The sequence below is a fragment of the Streptomyces sp. NPDC043870 genome, assembly GCF_056435785.1.
Genome location: NZ_JBWKDT010000011.1, coordinates 212,271 through 229,432 on the forward strand (window position 1 = coordinate 212,271; position 17,162 = coordinate 229,432).

Annotated in this window: 15 protein-coding genes; 10 read left to right on the forward strand and 5 right to left on the reverse strand. The window is 70.3% G+C overall.

The window, feature by feature from the left end; all coding sequences use genetic code 11:
- Nucleotides 1-2 precede the first annotated feature (2 nt).
- Together AC0699_RS17040 and AC0699_RS17045 are read right to left on the reverse strand one after the other, a co-directional pair.
- Nucleotides 3-470, reverse strand: coding sequence for a hypothetical protein (locus AC0699_RS17040; protein WP_478660644.1), 468 nt, complete (start codon nucleotides 468-470; stop codon nucleotides 3-5).
- 83 nt (nucleotides 471-553) lie between these two features.
- Entirely contained in the window at nucleotides 554-1,762 is a 1,209-nt protein-coding gene (locus AC0699_RS17045) for a PucR family transcriptional regulator (RefSeq protein ID WP_478660646.1), read from the reverse strand.
- A gap of 183 nt (nucleotides 1,763-1,945) precedes the next feature.
- Here AC0699_RS17045 and AC0699_RS17050 point away from each other — a divergent pair, with 183 nt between their 5' ends.
- The 3 genes from AC0699_RS17050 (at nucleotide 1,946) to AC0699_RS17060 (ending at nucleotide 4,936) form a co-directional block, all read left to right on the forward strand.
- A complete protein-coding gene (locus AC0699_RS17050) occupies nucleotides 1,946-2,872 on the forward strand; it encodes a proline dehydrogenase family protein (RefSeq protein ID WP_478660648.1) in 927 nt (308 codons plus the stop codon).
- A gap of 55 nt (nucleotides 2,873-2,927) precedes the next feature.
- On the forward strand, nucleotides 2,928-4,559 hold the full coding sequence (pruA, locus tag AC0699_RS17055; protein WP_478660651.1) for an L-glutamate gamma-semialdehyde dehydrogenase: 1,632 nt from the start codon (nucleotides 2,928-2,930) through the stop codon (nucleotides 4,557-4,559).
- Nucleotides 4,560-4,699: 140 nt separating this feature from the next.
- Nucleotides 4,700-4,936, forward strand: a complete 237-nt coding sequence (locus AC0699_RS17060; RefSeq protein WP_478660653.1) for a hypothetical protein — start codon at nucleotides 4,700-4,702, stop codon at nucleotides 4,934-4,936.
- Between the two features lie 197 nt (nucleotides 4,937-5,133).
- Here the strand turns inward: AC0699_RS17060 and AC0699_RS17065 are convergent, their stop codons facing one another.
- Nucleotides 5,134-6,168: a zinc-binding dehydrogenase gene (locus AC0699_RS17065; RefSeq protein WP_478660655.1), complete on the reverse strand. Its 1,035-nt coding sequence runs from the start codon at nucleotides 6,166-6,168 to the stop codon at nucleotides 5,134-5,136.
- A gap of 101 nt (nucleotides 6,169-6,269) precedes the next feature.
- Here AC0699_RS17065 and AC0699_RS17070 point away from each other — a divergent pair, with 101 nt between their 5' ends.
- Nucleotides 6,270-7,181, forward strand: a complete 912-nt coding sequence (locus tag AC0699_RS17070) for a LysR family transcriptional regulator (RefSeq protein WP_478660657.1) — start codon at nucleotides 6,270-6,272, stop codon at nucleotides 7,179-7,181.
- Nucleotides 7,182-7,374: 193 nt separating this feature from the next.
- Nucleotides 7,375-7,512, forward strand: a complete 138-nt coding sequence (locus tag AC0699_RS17075; protein WP_453667942.1) for a hypothetical protein — start codon at nucleotides 7,375-7,377, stop codon at nucleotides 7,510-7,512.
- A 44-nt stretch (nucleotides 7,513-7,556) separates the two neighbouring features.
- On the opposite strand, the gene AC0699_RS17080 is transcribed toward AC0699_RS17075, so the two are convergent.
- Entirely contained in the window at nucleotides 7,557-9,152 is a 1,596-nt protein-coding gene (locus tag AC0699_RS17080) for a purple acid phosphatase family protein (RefSeq protein ID WP_478660659.1), read from the reverse strand.
- Between the two features lie 158 nt (nucleotides 9,153-9,310).
- Here AC0699_RS17080 and AC0699_RS17085 point away from each other — a divergent pair, with 158 nt between their 5' ends.
- Both AC0699_RS17085 and AC0699_RS17090 read left to right on the forward strand, forming a co-directional pair.
- Nucleotides 9,311-10,351, forward strand: a complete 1,041-nt coding sequence (locus AC0699_RS17085) for a 3-isopropylmalate dehydrogenase (protein ID WP_478660662.1) — start codon at nucleotides 9,311-9,313, stop codon at nucleotides 10,349-10,351.
- Nucleotides 10,352-10,611: 260 nt separating this feature from the next.
- Nucleotides 10,612-11,700 carry a branched-chain amino acid aminotransferase gene (locus tag AC0699_RS17090; RefSeq protein WP_478660665.1) on the forward strand — a complete coding sequence of 363 codons (1,089 nt, stop codon included), beginning with the start codon at nucleotides 10,612-10,614 and terminating at the stop codon, nucleotides 11,698-11,700.
- A gap of 107 nt (nucleotides 11,701-11,807) precedes the next feature.
- Here the strand turns inward: AC0699_RS17090 and AC0699_RS17095 are convergent, their stop codons facing one another.
- Nucleotides 11,808-13,262, reverse strand: coding sequence for a cytosine permease (locus tag AC0699_RS17095; RefSeq protein ID WP_478660667.1), 1,455 nt, complete (start codon nucleotides 13,260-13,262; stop codon nucleotides 11,808-11,810).
- A 194-nt stretch (nucleotides 13,263-13,456) separates the two neighbouring features.
- Here AC0699_RS17095 and ureA point away from each other — a divergent pair, with 194 nt between their 5' ends.
- The 3 genes from ureA to AC0699_RS17110 are packed head-to-tail and all read left to right on the forward strand — an operon-like array spanning nucleotide 13,457 to nucleotide 17,020.
- The gene (gene ureA, locus AC0699_RS17100) at nucleotides 13,457-14,290 is read left to right on the forward strand and encodes an urease subunit gamma (RefSeq protein ID WP_478660670.1); all 834 of its coding nucleotides are present in this window, start codon (nucleotides 13,457-13,459) and stop codon (nucleotides 14,288-14,290) included.
- A gap of 5 nt (nucleotides 14,291-14,295) precedes the next feature.
- Nucleotides 14,296-15,978 (forward strand): urease subunit alpha, encoded by a 1,683-nt coding sequence (locus AC0699_RS17105; RefSeq protein WP_478660694.1) that lies wholly within the window; start codon nucleotides 14,296-14,298, stop codon nucleotides 15,976-15,978.
- 22 nt (nucleotides 15,979-16,000) lie between these two features.
- The gene (locus tag AC0699_RS17110) at nucleotides 16,001-17,020 is read left to right on the forward strand and encodes an agmatine deiminase family protein (RefSeq protein ID WP_478660672.1); all 1,020 of its coding nucleotides are present in this window, start codon (nucleotides 16,001-16,003) and stop codon (nucleotides 17,018-17,020) included.
- Nucleotides 17,021-17,162 lie beyond the last annotated feature (142 nt).

Here is a 17,162-nt window from a genome sequence, read left to right on the forward strand (position 1 = left end):
GCTCAGCTGACCTCGCAGCCCATGGGGGTGTCGGCGACCCCGTCGATACGGGAGCCCCAGGACCAGTTGTCGCTGAAGTCGTACGCCCGGATCAGCCGGTAGTAACAGGCGTCACGGCCCCAGTCGATCGCGTACACATCGCGGTTCACGTCCGAGCGGAACGAGGCGGCCCGGTCGTGGAGGAACTCGGGGACGTCGGCGTAGCCCGGTGGGCCGTAACACCATCCGTCTCCATGCTGCCCGGTGCCGGTCCAGAAGCACACCTGTCCGGGGCCCCGCCCGGCGGCGGGCCCCGGCTGCGCGGCGCCGGCCGCTGGGGTGGGCAGGAGAGCGGGGGCGAGGGCGGTGAGCACGGCGGCTGCGGACATGGCGAGCCTGCGGAGCATGAGGACTCCCGGGATGTGGTGGAAGGTCCCGTTCGTGATCGACGGGAAGGCACGGTCAAGCTGCCCTGCGCCGATCGGTGCCATGCGTCATTCACCCGAAGGGGTGCGAGACCTGCCGGAAGGAGCGTTTCTGCAGGTCACGGCCCATGAGGTGGCCGCTTGGTGGCTCACAGCCGGGCTGCCTTGAGCGCCATGTGCAGCAGCAGGCGGTCCTCACCCTCGTCCAGGTCGAGTCCGGTCAGCTGCTCGACGCGGGACAGCCGGTAGTAGAGCGTCTGACGGTGGATGCCCAGGGCCGACGCCGCGCGCCCCGCCTGGCCCGCACAGTCCAGGAACACCTCCGCGGTACGGGCCAGTTCGGCATGTGCGGGGGCGAGCAGGGGAGCGGCCGCGGGGTCGGGGGAGGACGCCGGAGCGAGCGACGTCAGCAGCCGGTACGGGCCGATCGAGGACCAGTCGGCCACCGCGCCGAGCCGGGGCTCGGCCAGGGCGGCGCACGCGGCGGCCGTGGCCTCCCGCCAGGAGACGTCGAGCTCGCCGATGCCGCGGCGGGGGAGTGCGACTCCGGCCGCGGCGCCGCCGAGCCGTGTCGCCGCGGAGTGCGCGGGGCCGAGGGCGTCGGCCGAGCGGAGCCGTACGAGCACGGCGAGCGCGTGGGCTCCGGTGTCCGGGGCGTCTTCGCGGGGAGCGGCGTCCGATGCGCCGGTACGGGCCGCCCACCCCGTGCCACGCCCACCGGGCGCGGTACCGGTCCACGGGAGCGTGCACAGCGCCGACGCACCCGGGACCGTGCGCGCGGAGGGAGCGTCACCGGACGGCCAGGGGGCCACGCACACCGCCGCGTGCAGCCCGTCCGCGGCCGGGCCCAGGGCCGTCCGCAGGGCCGCGAGAGCCATGTCGTACTGCCAGCCCCGCTCGGCCGTGAGCACCGCGCGGAACTCCCGTGACAGATCCGTGCCCGCGCGCTCCTCGTCCGCGAGCAGGCCGCCGATCCGCCCGGCCACCTCCATGGCCGCGGTCAGCTGGGCGTGTGTGGGACCCGGGTCGGCGTCGAGCAGCCATACGTATCCGAGCACGATCCCGCGATGGCGGACCGGAAGGCAGATGCGGTCGCGGAAGACTCCGGCCTCCGGGGCCGCCGGGATCCGCACCGGGCCGGTCGCCCGGGCGATGCCGAAACCCTCGAACCAGGTGCGTACCGCGGGAGTGGACTTCCTGGTCAGGATCGAGCGCGTGCGGACCGGGTCCATGGCGCTGTCGTCGTCGCTGTCGTGCGCACCGAAGGCGATCAGTCCGAAGTCCCGGTTCTCCAGCGTCGCCGGGGCGCCCAGCAGCCCGGAGATCTCGTCCACCAGTTCCTGGTAATCGCCCTTCACGCGGACATTCTCGCACCGGGCGGGCACCTCTTCAGACATATGTCTGAAGAGGGGGTCGCGGATGCGTGACAGGTGTCGATGGCCGACCATCGGAGCGATATTTAGGTTTCACGGTGGTTCTCCGTGCTGTTCCCGGATCGTTCGGTTACGGCCCCCTCAACCCGTGTTCCGTGGAGGTGCCCCGTGCTGGGTCCCGTGATCCTCGCCGCGTCCCGCAGCGACAAGATGCGCCGTTTCGTGTCGGCCGCTCCGGGGACGAAGCAGGTCGTCGCCCGGTTCATCGCCGGTGAGACGGTCGACCAGGTCATCCCGATCGTCGAGGACACCATCGGCAAGGGACTCGAGGTCACCCTGGACGTGGTGGGCGAGGACATCACCACGCGCGAGCAGGCCGCCGCGGCCCGCGACGCCTACCTGGAGCTGATCGAGCACCTGAAGGACCTCGGCCTGGGCACGAAGGCCGAGATGTCGGTCAAGCTGTCGATGTTCGGCCAGTCGCTGGAGGGCGGTCACGAACTGGCGCTCGCCAACGTCCGCCCGGTCGTCGAGGCCGCCGCAGCGATCGGCACCACGGTCACTCTGGACGCGGAGGACCACACCACCCTCGACTCGATGTTCGCCATCCACGAGGAGCTGCGGAAGGACTTCCCGCAGACCGGCTGCGTGATCCAGGCGTATCTGTTCCGCACCGAGGACGACGCCCGCCGCCTGGCCGCGAACGGCAGCCGCGTACGCATCGTGAAGGGCGCCTACAAGGAGCCCGCCGAGGTCGCGATCCAGGACAAGGCCGAGATCGACAAGGCGTACGTCCGCATCCTGAAGATCCTCATGGAGGGCGAGGGCTACCCGATGATCGGGTCCCACGACCCGCGTCTCATCTCCGTCAGCCAGGAGCTCGCCCGTCGCGCAGGGCGCAAACTGGATGAGTACGAGTTCCAGATGCTGTACGGCATCCGCAGCGACGAGCACGTGCGGCTGGCGGCCGAGGGCCACCGGATGCGCGTGTACACCGCGTACGGAACCGACTGGTACGGCTACTTCATGCGCCGTCTCGCCGAGAAGCCGGCCAACCTGCTGTTCTTCGTCCGGTCGATGATCACCAAGAACTGACCCCAGGGCCCCAGGACTGAGCCCTCCCACCCCTCACAAAGGAGTCAAGGAACTCATGGACGCTGTGACCCAGGTCCCCGCCCCGGTCAACGAGCCGGTGCACGGCTACGCCCCTGGCTCGGCCGAGCGTGCCCGCCTCGAGGCCAAGCTCAAGGAGCTGGCCGAGAACCCCATCGACCTCCCGATGACCATCAACGGTGTGAAGCGGATGGGCGGCGGCGAGCGCGTGGACGTCGTACAGCCGCACAACCACCGGGCCGTCATCGGCACCTTCGCCGGTGCCACGGAGCAGGACGCGCAGGACGCGATCGACGCCGCCCTCGCCGCCGCCCCGGCGTGGCGCGCGATGTCGTTCGACGACCGCGCCGCGATCATCCTGCGCGCCGCCGAGCTGCTGGCCGGTCCCTGGCGCGAGACGCTGGCCGCCTCCACCATGCTGGGCCAGTCGAAGACCGCGCAGCAGGCCGAGATCGACACCCCGTGCGAGCTCGTCGACTTCTGGCGCTTCAACGTGGCCTACGCCCGCCAGATCCTGGCCGAGCAGCCGCCGGCCAACTCCCCGGGTGTGTGGAACCGTCTGGACCACCGCCCGCTGGAGGGCTTCGTCTACGCGATCACGCCGTTCAACTTCACGGCCATCGCCGGGAACCTGCCCACCGCCCCCGCCCTCATGGGCAACGTGGTGGTCTGGAAGCCGTCCCCGACGCAGACCCACTCCGCCGTCCTGCTGATGCAGCTGCTGGAGGAGGCGGGCCTGCCCAAGGGCGTCATCAACCTGGTCACGGGCGACGGCATCGCCGTCTCCGAGGTGGCGCTGAACCACCCCGACCTGGCCGGTATCCACTTCACCGGTTCGACCAGGACCTTCCAGCACCTGTGGAAGACGGTCGGCAACAACATCGAGAAGTACCGCTCCTACCCGCGCATCGTCGGCGAGACGGGCGGCAAGGACTTCGTCGTCGCCCACCCGAGCGCCGACCGCGCGATCCTCAAGACCGCGCTGACCCGCGGTTCGTTCGAGTTCCAGGGCCAGAAGTGCTCCGCTTCCTCGCGTGCGTACATCCCGGCCTCCATCTGGAACTCGGGCTTCAAGGAGGAGTTCGCGGCCGAGGTCGACGGCATCAAGATGGGTGACGTCACCGACCTGACGAACTTCATCGGCGCCGTCATCGACGAGCGCGCCTTCGCCAAGAACAAGGCCGCGATCGACCGCGCGAAGGAAGACCCGACCTGCACCATCGTCGCCGGCGGTACGTACGACGACTCGGTCGGCTACTTCGTCCGCCCGACCATCGTCGAGTGCACCGACCCGGAGAACGAGGTCTTCACGACCGAGTACTTCGGCCCGATCCTCGCGGTGCACGTGTACGAGGACGACCAGTACGAGGCCGTGCTGGAGCAGATGGAGTCGGTGTCCGCGTACGCGCTGACCGGCTCGGTCATCGCCGGTGACCGTGCGGCGACCGCGTACACGATGGACAAGCTCCGCTACGCCGCGGGCAACTTCTACATCAACGACAAGTCGACCGGCGCCGTCGTCGGCCAGCAGCCCTTCGGCGGCGGCCGCGCATCCGGCACGAACGACAAGGCGGGCGCTCCGCAGAACCTGATGCGCTGGACGCTGACCCGCGCGATCAAGGAGACGCTGGTTCCGCCGACCGAGTACGGCTACCCGCACATGGGCTGACGCCCCCCGGGCCACACGGCCCGTCCCGTGAACACCGCCCCCTGCCGGTCCCCCCAAGACCGGCCGGGGGCGGCTCACGTTCGGCGGGCTTACGCTGCTGGGAGGGGGCTGGGTGAGGGAGACCGGCGAGGAGGGATGACATGCCTGGTTCCACGACTCTCGGCGCGGGCCACGGGGTCGACGTGATCGACCACCTCGACGCGCAGCGGCTGGCCGCAGTGATGAAGGAGATGGGCCGTCTGCTGGCCGTGTCCGGACCGAACAGGATCACGGATCCGCAGGTCGCAGCGTTGTGCGGGGGTGAGGCGCACCACCGGGAGGAGTTCACCGACTGGGTGGGCCGGGTCGCCAGGAAACTCGACGAGGCCACGTCCTAGACACACGATGCGCGCAAGCGGTGCCCCGGCCCTTCAGACCCGGGGGCACTGCTGTGTCCGGGCCGCTGCGCTTCCTGCTCAGGAAGTCGTCGACGAGTGGACCGATGCGGGGTGCGTGCGTTGCGGCCAGGCGCGGGTGTCAGGTGCGCGTGCCGCTCTTCGGCCGGCGCGACGGCGACGTACTCCGACCGGCCCTCTCAGGTCGTTCGAAGTCCGCTCTGCAGGTCCGCTCGGGCCACCAGCATCTTTCCCACGTTCTCGCCGCGCAGCATTCCGAGGAACGCCTCCACGATCCGCTCGAAGCCGTCCACCACCGTCACGTCCTGCCCGGCCCGCCCGCTCTGCAGGTGCGGTACGAGGAAGTCCTCGAACTCCTCCTGCAGATCGGTGTGGTTGCGGACCAGAACTCCCTCCAGCCGCAGACTCTTGTGGTTGATCTCGAACAGGTTGCGCGGCGCGGCCGGGGGCTCGGCGCTGTTGTACTGGGCCACCGCGCCGACCCAGGCGATCCGCCCGAAATCGCGCAGCGCCGCGATCGCGGCCGCCAGATGGTCACCGCCCACGTTGTCGACGTAGGCGTCGATGCCGTCGGGCGCCGCGTTCGCCAGCAGCTCCTCAACCGCCCCGTCGTGGTAGTCGAAGGCCGCGTCGTAGCCGACGTGTTCGGTCAGATACGCAACCTTGGCCGGGGAGCCCGCGCTGCCGACGATCCGGCCCGCGCCGAGCAGCCGGGCGATGCGGCCGGCCGCCGTGCCCACGCCGCCCGCGGCGGACGAGACGAAGAGGTCCTCGCCCGCCTGGAGCCGCAGCGTCCGCGTGAGGGCGGCGTAGGCGGTCAGGCCGGTGCCGCCGAGGATGCTGAGATGGGCGGTGAGCGGGACGCCCGCGTACGTACGGATCTTCCGCGTCCCGTACTCGCCGGGAGTCACCAGCGCGTGCGTGCGCCAGCCGTGCCGGTGGAAGACCAGGTCGCCGTCCTCGAAGCGGGGGTCGCGGGAGCCGATGACGCGGCCGAGGGTGCGGCCCTCCATGGGGGAGCCGAGCGTCCACAGCTCGTCGCTGTCCATCGCGCCGCGGTGATAGGGGTCCACGGACCAGAGCAGGTTCTCGACCAGGGCGGTGCCGGGCGCGGGAGCCGGAACGGGGCCCTCGACGAAGGCGAACTGATCCGATGAAGGAAAGCCGTGGGGACGTGCGGTCTGCTGGACGGTGAGGGAGGTACGAGTCGTCATGCGCAGGACCGTACGGAGGAATGCGAAGGCCGGGCAGAGGGTTCGGTCGATGGAACGGCCGTATCCATGAGCGGCCCTCATACAACCAGGTGGGAGCCCCGATGGCGGACCTTGAAGTCGGCGAACTGCGCGTCCTCGTCGCCGTGGAGCGCGAGGGTGGTTTCTCGGCTGCGGCCGCCTCCCTCGGCATGACCCAGTCCGCCGTCTCGCATTCGGTGCGCGTCAGCGAGCGCAAGGTCGGGGCCGTCCTCTTCGAGCGGGGCCGCAAGGGCGCGACCCCCACCGCCGCCGGAGCGCGGGCCGTCGCCCACGCCCGGCGCATCCTGCGGCTGCTCGCCGTGCTGGGCACGGAGGCACGCGGGGCGGCGACCGGCACGGTACGCGGGCCGCTGCGCATCGCGGCCTTCCGCAGCGCCGCGCTCAATCTGCTGCCGCAGGCCCTGAAGAAGCTCGCCGAGCGGCATCCGGAGATCGTGCCGGAAGTGCGCATCGTCCGGGAAGTGGGACGCGGCACCGCGGGCGAGGTCCTGGACGGGCGGGCGGATCTGGCCATCGCGACGATCGGGACGAGTTCGCCGGTGCCGCCGGAACTGATCGGCGGACTGCTGGTCGAGGAGGGGTACTTCCTGGTGCACCCGGCAGGGCATGCGTCGCCGCGTTCGCTGCCGCTCGTCGACTGGACGGAGAACTGCACCTCGTACACGCGCGACTGGTGGAAGCGCCAGGAATGGCTACCGCCCGCCACGGTCCGTACCGAGGACGACGGAGCGGTGCTCTCGATGGTGAGCAGGGGCTTCGGCATGGCGGTCATGCCGCAGCTGTCCCTGATCGGAGTACCGGACACCGTCGAGATCACCGATCTCGGACCGGACCGTCCGACGCGCTCCGTCGGCTACGTCACCACTCCCGAGCAGGCCGGAACCCTCGCCGTACGCGCGCTGATCCGCGAGCTCAGAGCGCTCTCACCAGCGCCGCTCCAAGATCACGTCTCAGATAGTAGGAAGTCCGACTAATTGTAGAGACAGGGCGGCCCTGCTCCCTTAGCTTTGTAGTAGCCGAACGTCTCGCTCGATCCAGCGAATGGCGGTTGTGAGCCGGTGCCCCAAGCAGGCAACCCCTGCGGCCCGCTCCCCGCCCCTTCCGGCCCCTCGTAGATACGTCATGCGGCCTCGCCGCCTGGCACCAGATCTCAAGGAGTCGATCACCATGCCCGAGACGACCCTCCCCCGCCGCGTCCGGCACACGCCCCGCACGAGCGAGTCCGACCGTAAGAACGCCGCCGCCGCCCTGCAGCGAGCCCTCGACCGCAGGGACAACGGCGGCGAGACCGGCCACAGCCACTAGGACCTGTCTCTCGGATCTCGCCGGCCTGATCCAGAAGACAGGCCCTAGGCGGAACGCTTGATCTCGAAGTGGTCGATGCGCTCGCCGCTCTCGGCGAGCGCGGAGACCTTCAGCTTCGCGCCCGCACCCGTCTCCGCTTCCACTGCGAGGAAGGAGAAGCCGGTGTACCGGACACGCGACCATTCGACCGTGTCCGGGTCGGGCAGCCGCAGCTTCGTCCAGTGGAACGTCACGATGTGGTCGTGGTCATGGACGTTGCCCTCGTAGCTGTCCTTCACCCCGAGCCCGAAGCCGTACAGGTCCGCACCCGCGCCGCCCGCCGTGACGTACACGATGCCGTCCCGTGTCGGGTCGGTCGTCGCCCCGATGGGCACGGGCTTGCCGACCTCGCCGCCCTTGATGGCGTCCGTGCGCTCGTAGACGTGGTTGTGTCCGTTGATCACCAGGTCCACCTGGTGCTTGGTGAAGAGCGGCAGCCATGCGTCGCGCGGACCGCCGTCCGAGGCGTGCGTCGACGTCGAGTACATGCAGTGGTGGAAGAAGACGACCACGAAGTCGATCTCCGGGCGCGCCCGCAGCTCGCCGAGCCGCTTGTCCAGCCAGGCCGTCTGTGCGCCGCCCGTGTAGCCCTTGTTGGCGGGAATCTCGTACGAGACGTCGTTCGCGTCCAGCGCCACGACGCCCACGTTGCCGTACGTGAACGAGTAGATCCCGGGGGCGTTCGAGGCGTCGGGCCCGTTCTCGGGGAGCGACCAGCGTGCGGACTGGCCGCCGTAGCCGTTCGGCGAGTACCACGCCTCCATGTCGTGGTTTCCGGTGGTCACCATCCACGGCACCCGTGAGGCGACGCTTTCCGTCTGGGCGAGGAACTGGTCCCACACCCGGGCGTCGTACGTGTCCGACTCCTTGCCGTGCCCGCTGCTGTCGGCGTAGCAGATGTCGCCCGCGTGCAGATGGAACGAAGGGTTCTGGCCGAGGATCAACTGGTCGTTGGCGAGGGCGTCGTAACTCACGCCCTGGTCACCGAAGGCCGTGAAGACGAATTTCTCCGGCGTGGCCGGCGCCGTACGGAACGACCCGATCGTCGACATCCGGGAGGCGTCCGCCGGGTCGAAGCCGTCGTGGCCGACCCCGTAGTAGTACGTCGTCCCGGGCTTGAGCCCGTCGAGCCCCACGTGCAGGTAGTGCTGGTCGACGGCGGGCAGCTTCCGCGACAGCGAGGGCGTGTGCAGCGGACGCGCCTCCGCCTCGATCTTCCGGCTCAGCTCCCACGGCTTCAGCCCGACCCGCAGATACGGCCGCTGCACCGCGAACGGTACCTGCCAGGAGATTCGCATCTGTGTCTTCGGGTCGGCCCCGAACGCCAGATGGCGGCCGAACGGGGCGACGAGCGAGCCGTCGACCGTGGCCGTGGCAGGTGTCGTCACCAGCGTCGGGGAGGCCTGGGCCGCGCTCGCCCGCCCGGCCAGCAGGCCGCCGCCGGCCGCGGCGAGACCGCCCGCGAGCCCTCCGGTCAGCGCTCCGCGCCGGGAGATCTTCGGGCGTGCATGCCGGGCGCGCAAATACTCGTGCTGCGCGGGCATGCTCATGCCACGTGCGAGCTGATCGGGGATCCCGACCCGTGGGGTGTCTTCGGTCATGCGGGGTAACTTGCCAGTAACTTACGACCGAGGACCAGACTTCGGATGAACGAAATTCAACGAAACTGCGTGCGAACCTCGGTGACACTCCGGCGTGAAACGCGTCCGCATGGTGGACGATGAGTGTCATTCACTGGGACGGGGAGTACGGTGCGAATATGTCTCGCAGCATCAATCTCGCAGTAATCCCTGGTGACGGCATCGGCCAGGAGGTCGTGGCCCAGGGCCTCAAGGTCCTCTCCGCCGTGCTTCCGCAGGATGTGAAGCTGGAGACCAAGGAGTACGACCTCGGCGCCCAGCGCTGGCACCGCACCGGAGAGACCCTCCCGGACGCGGAGCTCGACTCCCTCAAGAACCACGACGCGATCCTGCTCGGTGCGATCGGTGACCCGTCGGTGCCGTCCGGGGTCCTGGAGCGCGGGCTGCTGCTGAAGCTGCGGTTCGCCTTCGACCACTATGTGAACCTGCGTCCGTCGAAGCTGTTCCCCAACACCGCGACCCCCCTCGCCGGCCGCCCCGACATCGACTTCGTCGTCGTCCGCGAAGGCACCGAGGGTCCGTACACGGGCAACGGCGGTTCCCTGCGCACCGGTACGCCCGCCGAGGTCGCGACCGAGGTCAGCGTCAACACGGCGTACGGCGTGGAGCGGGTCGTCCGTGACGCCTACGAGCGGGCCGACTCGCGCCCCCGCAAGAAGCTGACGCTGGTTCACAAGAACAACGTCCTCGTCTACGCGGGCCACATGTGGAAGAACATCTTCGACAAAGTCGGCCAGGAGTACCCCGAGGTCACCACCGACTATCTGCACGTCGACGCCGCGACGATCTTCTTCGTCACCCAGCCGGAGCGCTTCGACGTCATCGTCACCGACAACCTCTTCGGCGACATCCTCACCGACCTTGCCGCTGCCGTGACCGGCGGCATCGGCCTGGCCGCCTCCGGCAACATCAACCCGACGGGCGAGTTCCCGTCCATGTTCGAGCCCGTCCATGGCTCCGCGCCCGACATCGCGGGCCAGGGCAAGGCCGACCCGACGGCCACGATCCTGTCCGTCGCCCTCCTCCTGCGCCACCTCGGCTACGAGACCGAGGCAGCCCGCATCGAGGACGCCGTCGCCGCCGATCTGGCGGAGCGGGACGGCACCGCCCGCGCGACCGACGTGATCGGCGACGCGCTCGCCGTACGAGTAGCGGGCTGACCCGTCGACGCTCGAAACCTCGAAGCCGCCGGGTCGCATCCGCGCCCGGCGGCTTCTCCTATGCGGCCCCCGGGTGCCACCATCAGCCATGGGCCGCAATTCACACTGTTCTGCTCCGGCTCCCACGCACTGCGATAATTGGACGTGGGGCCGCATCATGCGGGAAAGCTCGGACGTCCTAGTACAGGTGTACTCAGGGCGTGCAGACGTTCAGATGTGAGCGCGGTCCGTCACAAACACACGGTGAAGGACACGCAGACATGACGACGCCCACGATCGAGCTCAAGCCCTCCTCGACCCCGCTGTCCGATGCGGAGCGCGAGGCGATCCTGGCCAACCCCGGATTCGGCCGCCACTTCACCGACCACATGGTGACGATCAAGTGGACGGAGGGGCGGGGCTGGCACGACGCGGAGCTCACCCCGTACGCGCCGCTGTCCATCGACCCGGCCAACATGACGCTGCACTACGCGCAGGAGATCTTCGAGGGGCTGAAGGCCTACCGTCGGCCCGACGGCTCGGTCGCCACGTTCCGGCCCGACGCCAACGCCAAGCGCTTCCAGATCTCCGCCCGCCGTCTCGCCATGCCCGAGCTTCCGGTCGATACGTTCATCGCGGCGTGTGACGCCCTCGTCCAGCAGGACAAGGCATGGGTCCCGGCGCACGGCGGCGAGGCCTCGCTCTATCTGCGCCCGTTCATGTTCGCCAACGAGGTCGGTCTCGGTGTGAGGCCGGCCAACGAGTACCTCTTCATCGTCATCGCGTCCCCGGCCGGCCCGTACTTCCCCGGTGGCGTCAAGCCCGTCTCGGTCTGGCTCTCCGAGAACTACGTCCGTGCCGTTCCCGGCGGCATCGGCTTCGCCAAGACCGGCGGCAACTACGCCGCCTCCCTCCTGGCGCAGGCCGAGGCGGCTGCCAAGGGCTGCGACCAGGTCGTCTGGCTCGACGCCCTGGAGCACAAGACCGTGGAGGAAATGGGCGGCATGAACCTGTACTTCGTGTACGGGGACAAGATCGTCACACCCGAGCTCACCGGCTCGCTCCTCGCCGGTATCACCCGTGACTCGCTGCTCAAGCTCGCACGCGACCTCGGCTACGAGGCCGAGGAGGGCCGGATCACCACCGACCAGTGGAAGCGTGACACCGAGAACGGCACGCTCACCGAGGTCTTCGCCTGCGGCACCGCCGCCGTCATCACCCCCGTCGGCACGGTCAAGTCCGCCGCCGGCGAATGGACGCAGGCGAACGGCGAGCCCGGCAAGGTCACGATGGAGCTGCGGAAGTCGCTGCTGGACATCCAGACCGGCGTCGCCGAGGACCCCCACGGCTGGATGCACGAGCTCGGCTGACCCCGGGCCCGGATCGCAGACACGCAGCACGCAGACACGCACCACGCAGAACCGCGCGGGATCCCTGTCCGGGGGACCCGCGCGGTTCCGTCGTGTTCGGGCCGGGGTCAGGACGCCACGGCCGCTTCCGGCTCCTGCAGGCCGGCCGCGGCCTGCACCGTCTCCATGGCCCCGGGGGCCGTACGGGCGCCACGCGGCGTCAGTACGGCGTACACGACACCGCCCACCACACCCGACAGGACGAAGCTGCAGTCCAGACCGCCGGTCAGGGCGAGCAGCGGGCCCTCGTAGAACGGGGTCGAGACAGAGGCCAGACCCACGGCCGCGCCGAGCACCCAGGCGACCGTGGCGCGCGGCTCCCAGCCCGCCCGGAACCAGTAGATGCCGCCCCGGGCGCGCCGGTTGTAGACCTGCAGCGCCTCCGCGTCGTACGCGCCCCGACACCGCACATGACCGATGAGGGTGATCACCGCCCACGGGGTGCCGATCGCGGTGAGCAGCAGCACGAACGAGGTCATCGCCGACTGGGCGTCCCAGGCGAAGTGCCCGAGGAAGACGAAGGCGGTGGCGACGACCGCGACGATCACGGTGGCCACGGTCCGGCTGGCCCTGGGCACGATCGCGTCGAGGTCCAGGCCCATCGAGTAGAGCATCAGTCCGGCGTTGCCGACCGAGCCGGCCGCTGCGGCGAGCAGCAGCGGTATCAGGTACCAGGTGGGGGACGCGTCGACCAGCGGCTCTGCGTAGTCGACCGAGGCACGGGCGGCGAGTGCGGTGAAGGTGCCGAACAGCTGGGGGACGAGCAGTCCGGCGAACAGGCCCAGACAGGTGGCGTTCAGCACCGCGCGCGGGTTGTGCCGCTGCGGCGAGATGTAGCGGGTGTAGTCACCGAGCAGGGTGATGAAGGCGATCGGTCCGCTCAGCCCCGCGGCCACCGCGGAGAGCGCCCACGTGGGCCAGAAGGAGCCCAGCAGATACGGGGCGTCGGGCGGCGCGGCGGCGGTGAAGTCGGGAGCGTACGCCACCAGGCCTGTCGCGAGCAGCACGATCATCCCGAGGGCCAGGACCTTGCTCATGCGCAGCAGCAGCCGGTAGCCGAAGACCGCGCCGATCACGGTGAGGGCGGCCAGCAGGGCGTAGACCAGTGCATGGGTCGCGTCGCCGGTCGGCAGGCCGATGATCCGGGCGAGCGTGCCGACCATCACGTCGCCGCCGATCCACAGGGTCAGCGCCGTGTAGCCGAGCGACAGCAGGAGGCCGACGATCGAGCCGACGAGCCGTCCGCGGACGCCGAAGAAGGCACCGCTGGACGTGGAGAGATTGGTCGCCGTGCGCAACGAGACGAGCGCGAGCGGTGCCGTCACGATCACACCGGCGATGGTGCCCGCGACGACCGAGGTGACCGCGCCCCACAGGCCGAGGCCGAAGGAGACCGGCAGCCAGCCGAAGACGATCACGCCGAGGCAGAGGTTGGAGCCGAGCAGGATCGCCAAGAGGTCGCGGGGACCACTGGTCCGTTCCGCTTCGGGGATGGTGTCGACTCCGCGCTGTTCAATCGGCATCGGGTTCTCCCTGTTACGCCGTCGGCAATTTGAGTGCTGCTCTATGTGAACCCAGCTTCCGGCTGTCGTCAATGCTTCCAGCAAGGGAAAGTGGGCGTTAGAGTGTCGTTCAAACATCTGGAATCGGATTCGGAGATTCCGGCGCGGTGCGTCCATCGGGAGGCCGCGGTGTACGTACAGGGAGGCGTGGTGACGTGCGACTGACCCCGACCGAGCGGGACCGGCTGCTGCTGTTCGGCGCGGCCGAGCTGGCCCGCGCGCGGCGCGCCCGCGGGCTCAGGCTCAATGTCCCCGAGGCGACCGCGCTGATCGCCGACACCGTCTGCGAAGCGGCCCGGGACGGGCGCAGGCTCGCCGAGGCCATCGCAGCGGCCCGTGCCGTCCTCGGCCCCGACGACGTCCTTCCCGGCGTCGCCGACGTGGTCACCGAGGTCCATGTCGAGGCCGTCTTCGACGACGGATCCCGGCTCGCGGTGGTCTCCGACCCCATCGGGGGCGGCGGCCTCGGGGACCAGGCGCCCGGTGCCGTACTGCCCGGACCCGCCGACCCCGAGCCCGAGCCCGCACTGCGCCTGACCGTGCGCAACACCGCGGCCGTGCCCGTCAGCGTCACCTCCCACTTCCACTTCTTCGAGGCCAACCCTCGTCTCGACTTCGACCGGGCAGCGGCCTACGGCATGCGCCTGTGCGTGCCGGCCGGCTCGTCCGTCCGCTTCGACCCGGGCGGCGAGGCCGAGGTGGGCCTCGTGCCCATCGGCGGCGACCGCGTCGCCATCGGTTTCGCGGGCCTGGTCGATGGCCCGCTCGACGCCCCGGGCGCCAGGTCGGAGGCGCTGCGCAGGGCCGCTGCCTGCGGCTACCTCGGTGCCGCCGCTGGAGCCGCTGCCGCCGCTGGAGCCGCAGAAACCGCTGAAGCCGCAGAAACCACTGAAGGGGCCCGCCCGGTTTCGGGCCAGGGCCAGATGCCTACGGACGACGGCCAGGCGCCTACGGACCACGGACAGACGCCTACGGAGGAGGACCAGTGACCGGCATCGATCCGCACGAGTACGCGAGCGTTCACGGCCCGCGCGCCGGGGACCGTGTCGTCCTCGGCGACTCCGGCCTCGTCGTCCGCGTCGAGTCCGACTCGCAGAAGCCCGGCGACGAGTTCCTCGCCGGCTTCGGCAAGACCGCCCGCGACGGACTGCACCTCAAGGCCTCCGCCGTCCGCGAGACCTGCGACGTCGTGATCAGCAACGTCCTGGTCATCGACGCCGTTCAGGGCATCCGCAAGGTGTCCGTCGGTATTCGCAAAGGCCGTATCGCCGGAATCGGGCGCGCGGGGAACCCGGACACCCTCGACGGTGTGGACGTCGTCGTCGGCACCGGCACGTCGATCGTCTCCGGCGAGGGCCTCATCGCCACCGCCGGCGCCGTGGACACACATGTCCACCTTCTGTCCCCCCGCATCATGGAAGCCTCCCTCGCATCGGGTGTCACGACGATCATCGGGCAGGAGTTCGGCCCTGTCTGGGGGGTCGGCGTCAACTCGCCATGGGCCCTGAAGCATGCCTTCAACGCCTTTGACGCCTGGCCCGTCAACATCGGCTTCCTCGCACGCGGCTCGTCCTCCGGCGACGCCCCGCTCGTCGAGGCGCTCGCCGAGGGCGGCGCCTCCGGCTTCAAGGTCCACGAGGACATGGGCGCGCACACGCGCGCCCTCGACACCGCGCTGCGGGTCGCCGAGGAGTACGACGTCCAGGTCGCGCTGCACAGCGACGGCCTCAACGAGTGCCTGTCGGTCGAGGACACCCTGAAGGTCCTCGACGGCCGCACGATCCACGCCTTCCACATCGAGGGCTGCGGCGGCGGACACGTACCGAACGTGCTCAAGATGGCGGGCGTGCCGAACGTCATCGGCTCATCCACCAACCCGACGCTGCCCTTCGGCCGGGACGCGGTCGCCGAACACTACGGAATGATCGTCTCCGTCCACGACCTCAAGACCGATCTGCCCGGCGACGCCGCCATGGCCCGGGACCGCATCCGCGCCGGCACGATGGGCGCCGAGGACGTGCTGCACGACCTGGGCGCGATCGGCATCACCTCCTCCGACGCCCAGGGCATGGGCCGCGCCGGTGAGACCGTACGCCGCACGTTCGCCATGGCCGGGAAGATGAAGGCCGAGCTGGGCCCCATGGAGGGCGACGGCGCGCACGACGACAACGCGCGTGTGCTGCGCTACATGGCCAAGCTGACCATCAACCCCGCGATCGCCCATGGTCTCTCCCACGAGATCGGCTCGATCGAGAACGGCAAGCTCGCCGACATCGTGCTGTGGAAGCCGCAGTTCTTCGGCGCGAAGCCGCAGCTCGTGCTGAAGGCCGGCTTCCCGGCGTACGGAGTCACCGGCGACCCGAACGCCGCGACCGACACCTGCGAACCCCTCGTCCTGGGCCCGCAGATCGGCGCCCACGGCTCGACCCCCGCGGACATCTCCGTGGCGTTCGTGTCCCAGGCCGCCGCGGCTCTCGGCAGCGACAAGATGCCCACGCGGCGCCGCCGGGTCGGCGTGCGCGACACGCGGGGCATCGGCCCCAAGAACCTGTTCCTCAACTCCCGGGTGGGCAGCGTGTCCGTGGACGCGCACAGCGGACTGGTCACCCTCGACGGCGATCCGCTCCGCTCGGACCCGGTCGAGTCCATGTCCCTGAACCGCCTCTACTTCCTCTGATCTCCCTACCCAAGGACCTGCGATGACGTTCCGTATGCCGCCCGAGTGGGCCCCCCACGAGCGCACCTGGATGGCCTGGCCCGGCCCCAACCCGACCTTCACGAACGACGAGGAGCTCGCCGAGGCCCGCGCGGCCTGGGCAGGCGTCGCCCGCGCCGTACGCCGCTTCGAGCCGGTCACCATGGTCGTCGGCCCGGGCCAGAGCACGGACGCCCGGGAACTGCTCGGCGACGACATCGTCATCGTGGAGCGGGAGCTCGACGACGCGTGGATGCGTGACATCGGCCCCACCTTCGTCACCGACGGCCAGGGCGGCCTCGCGGCCGTCGACTGGGTCTTCAACGGCTGGGGCGGCCAGGACTGGGCGCGCTGGGAGCACGACTCCAAGATCGCCCGCCATGTCGCGGACCTCGTGGACGTCCCCGTCCACTCCTCGGGCCTGGTCAACGAGGGCGGCGCGATCCACGTCGACGGCGAGGGCACGGTCCTGCTGACCGACACCGTCCAGTTGGGCGCGGGCCGCAACCCTGACTGGACCCGTGAGCAGGTCGAGGCCGAGATCCACGCCAAGCTCGGCACCGAGAAGGCGATCTGGCTGCCGCACGGCCTGAGCGGCGACTACGGCATGTACGGCACCCAGGGCCATGTCGACATCGTCGCGGCCTTCGCCAGGCCGGGCGTCGTGGTCGTCCACAGCCAGCAGGACCCTGCCCACCCCGACTACGAGCGCTCCCGGACGTACGTGAACCTCCTCCGCGGCCGGACCGACGCCCGCGGCCGCGCCCTGGAGGTCGTCGAGGTCCCGGCCCCGACCGTCCTCAAGGACGAGGAGGGCGACTGGGTCGACTACTCGTACATCAACCACTACCTGTGCAACGGCGGTGTGGTGCTGTGCGCGTTCGACGACCCGAACGACGAGAACGCGGCGGGCATCTTCCGGCGCCTCTTCCCGGACCGCACCGTGACGCTGGTGGACGCGCGCGCGATCTTCGCGGGCGGGGGCGGTGTCCACTGCATCACGCAGCAGCAGCCGAAGGTCTGACGGCTCTTGCGGGGGCCCGCCCCGGGGGCCGTGGCGGCGCCTGCGGCGGGGGTGGGGGGGGGGGGGGGGGGGGGGGGGGGGGGGGGGGGGGGGGGGGGGGGGGGGGGGGGGGGGGGGGGGGGGGGGGGGGGGGGGGGGGGGG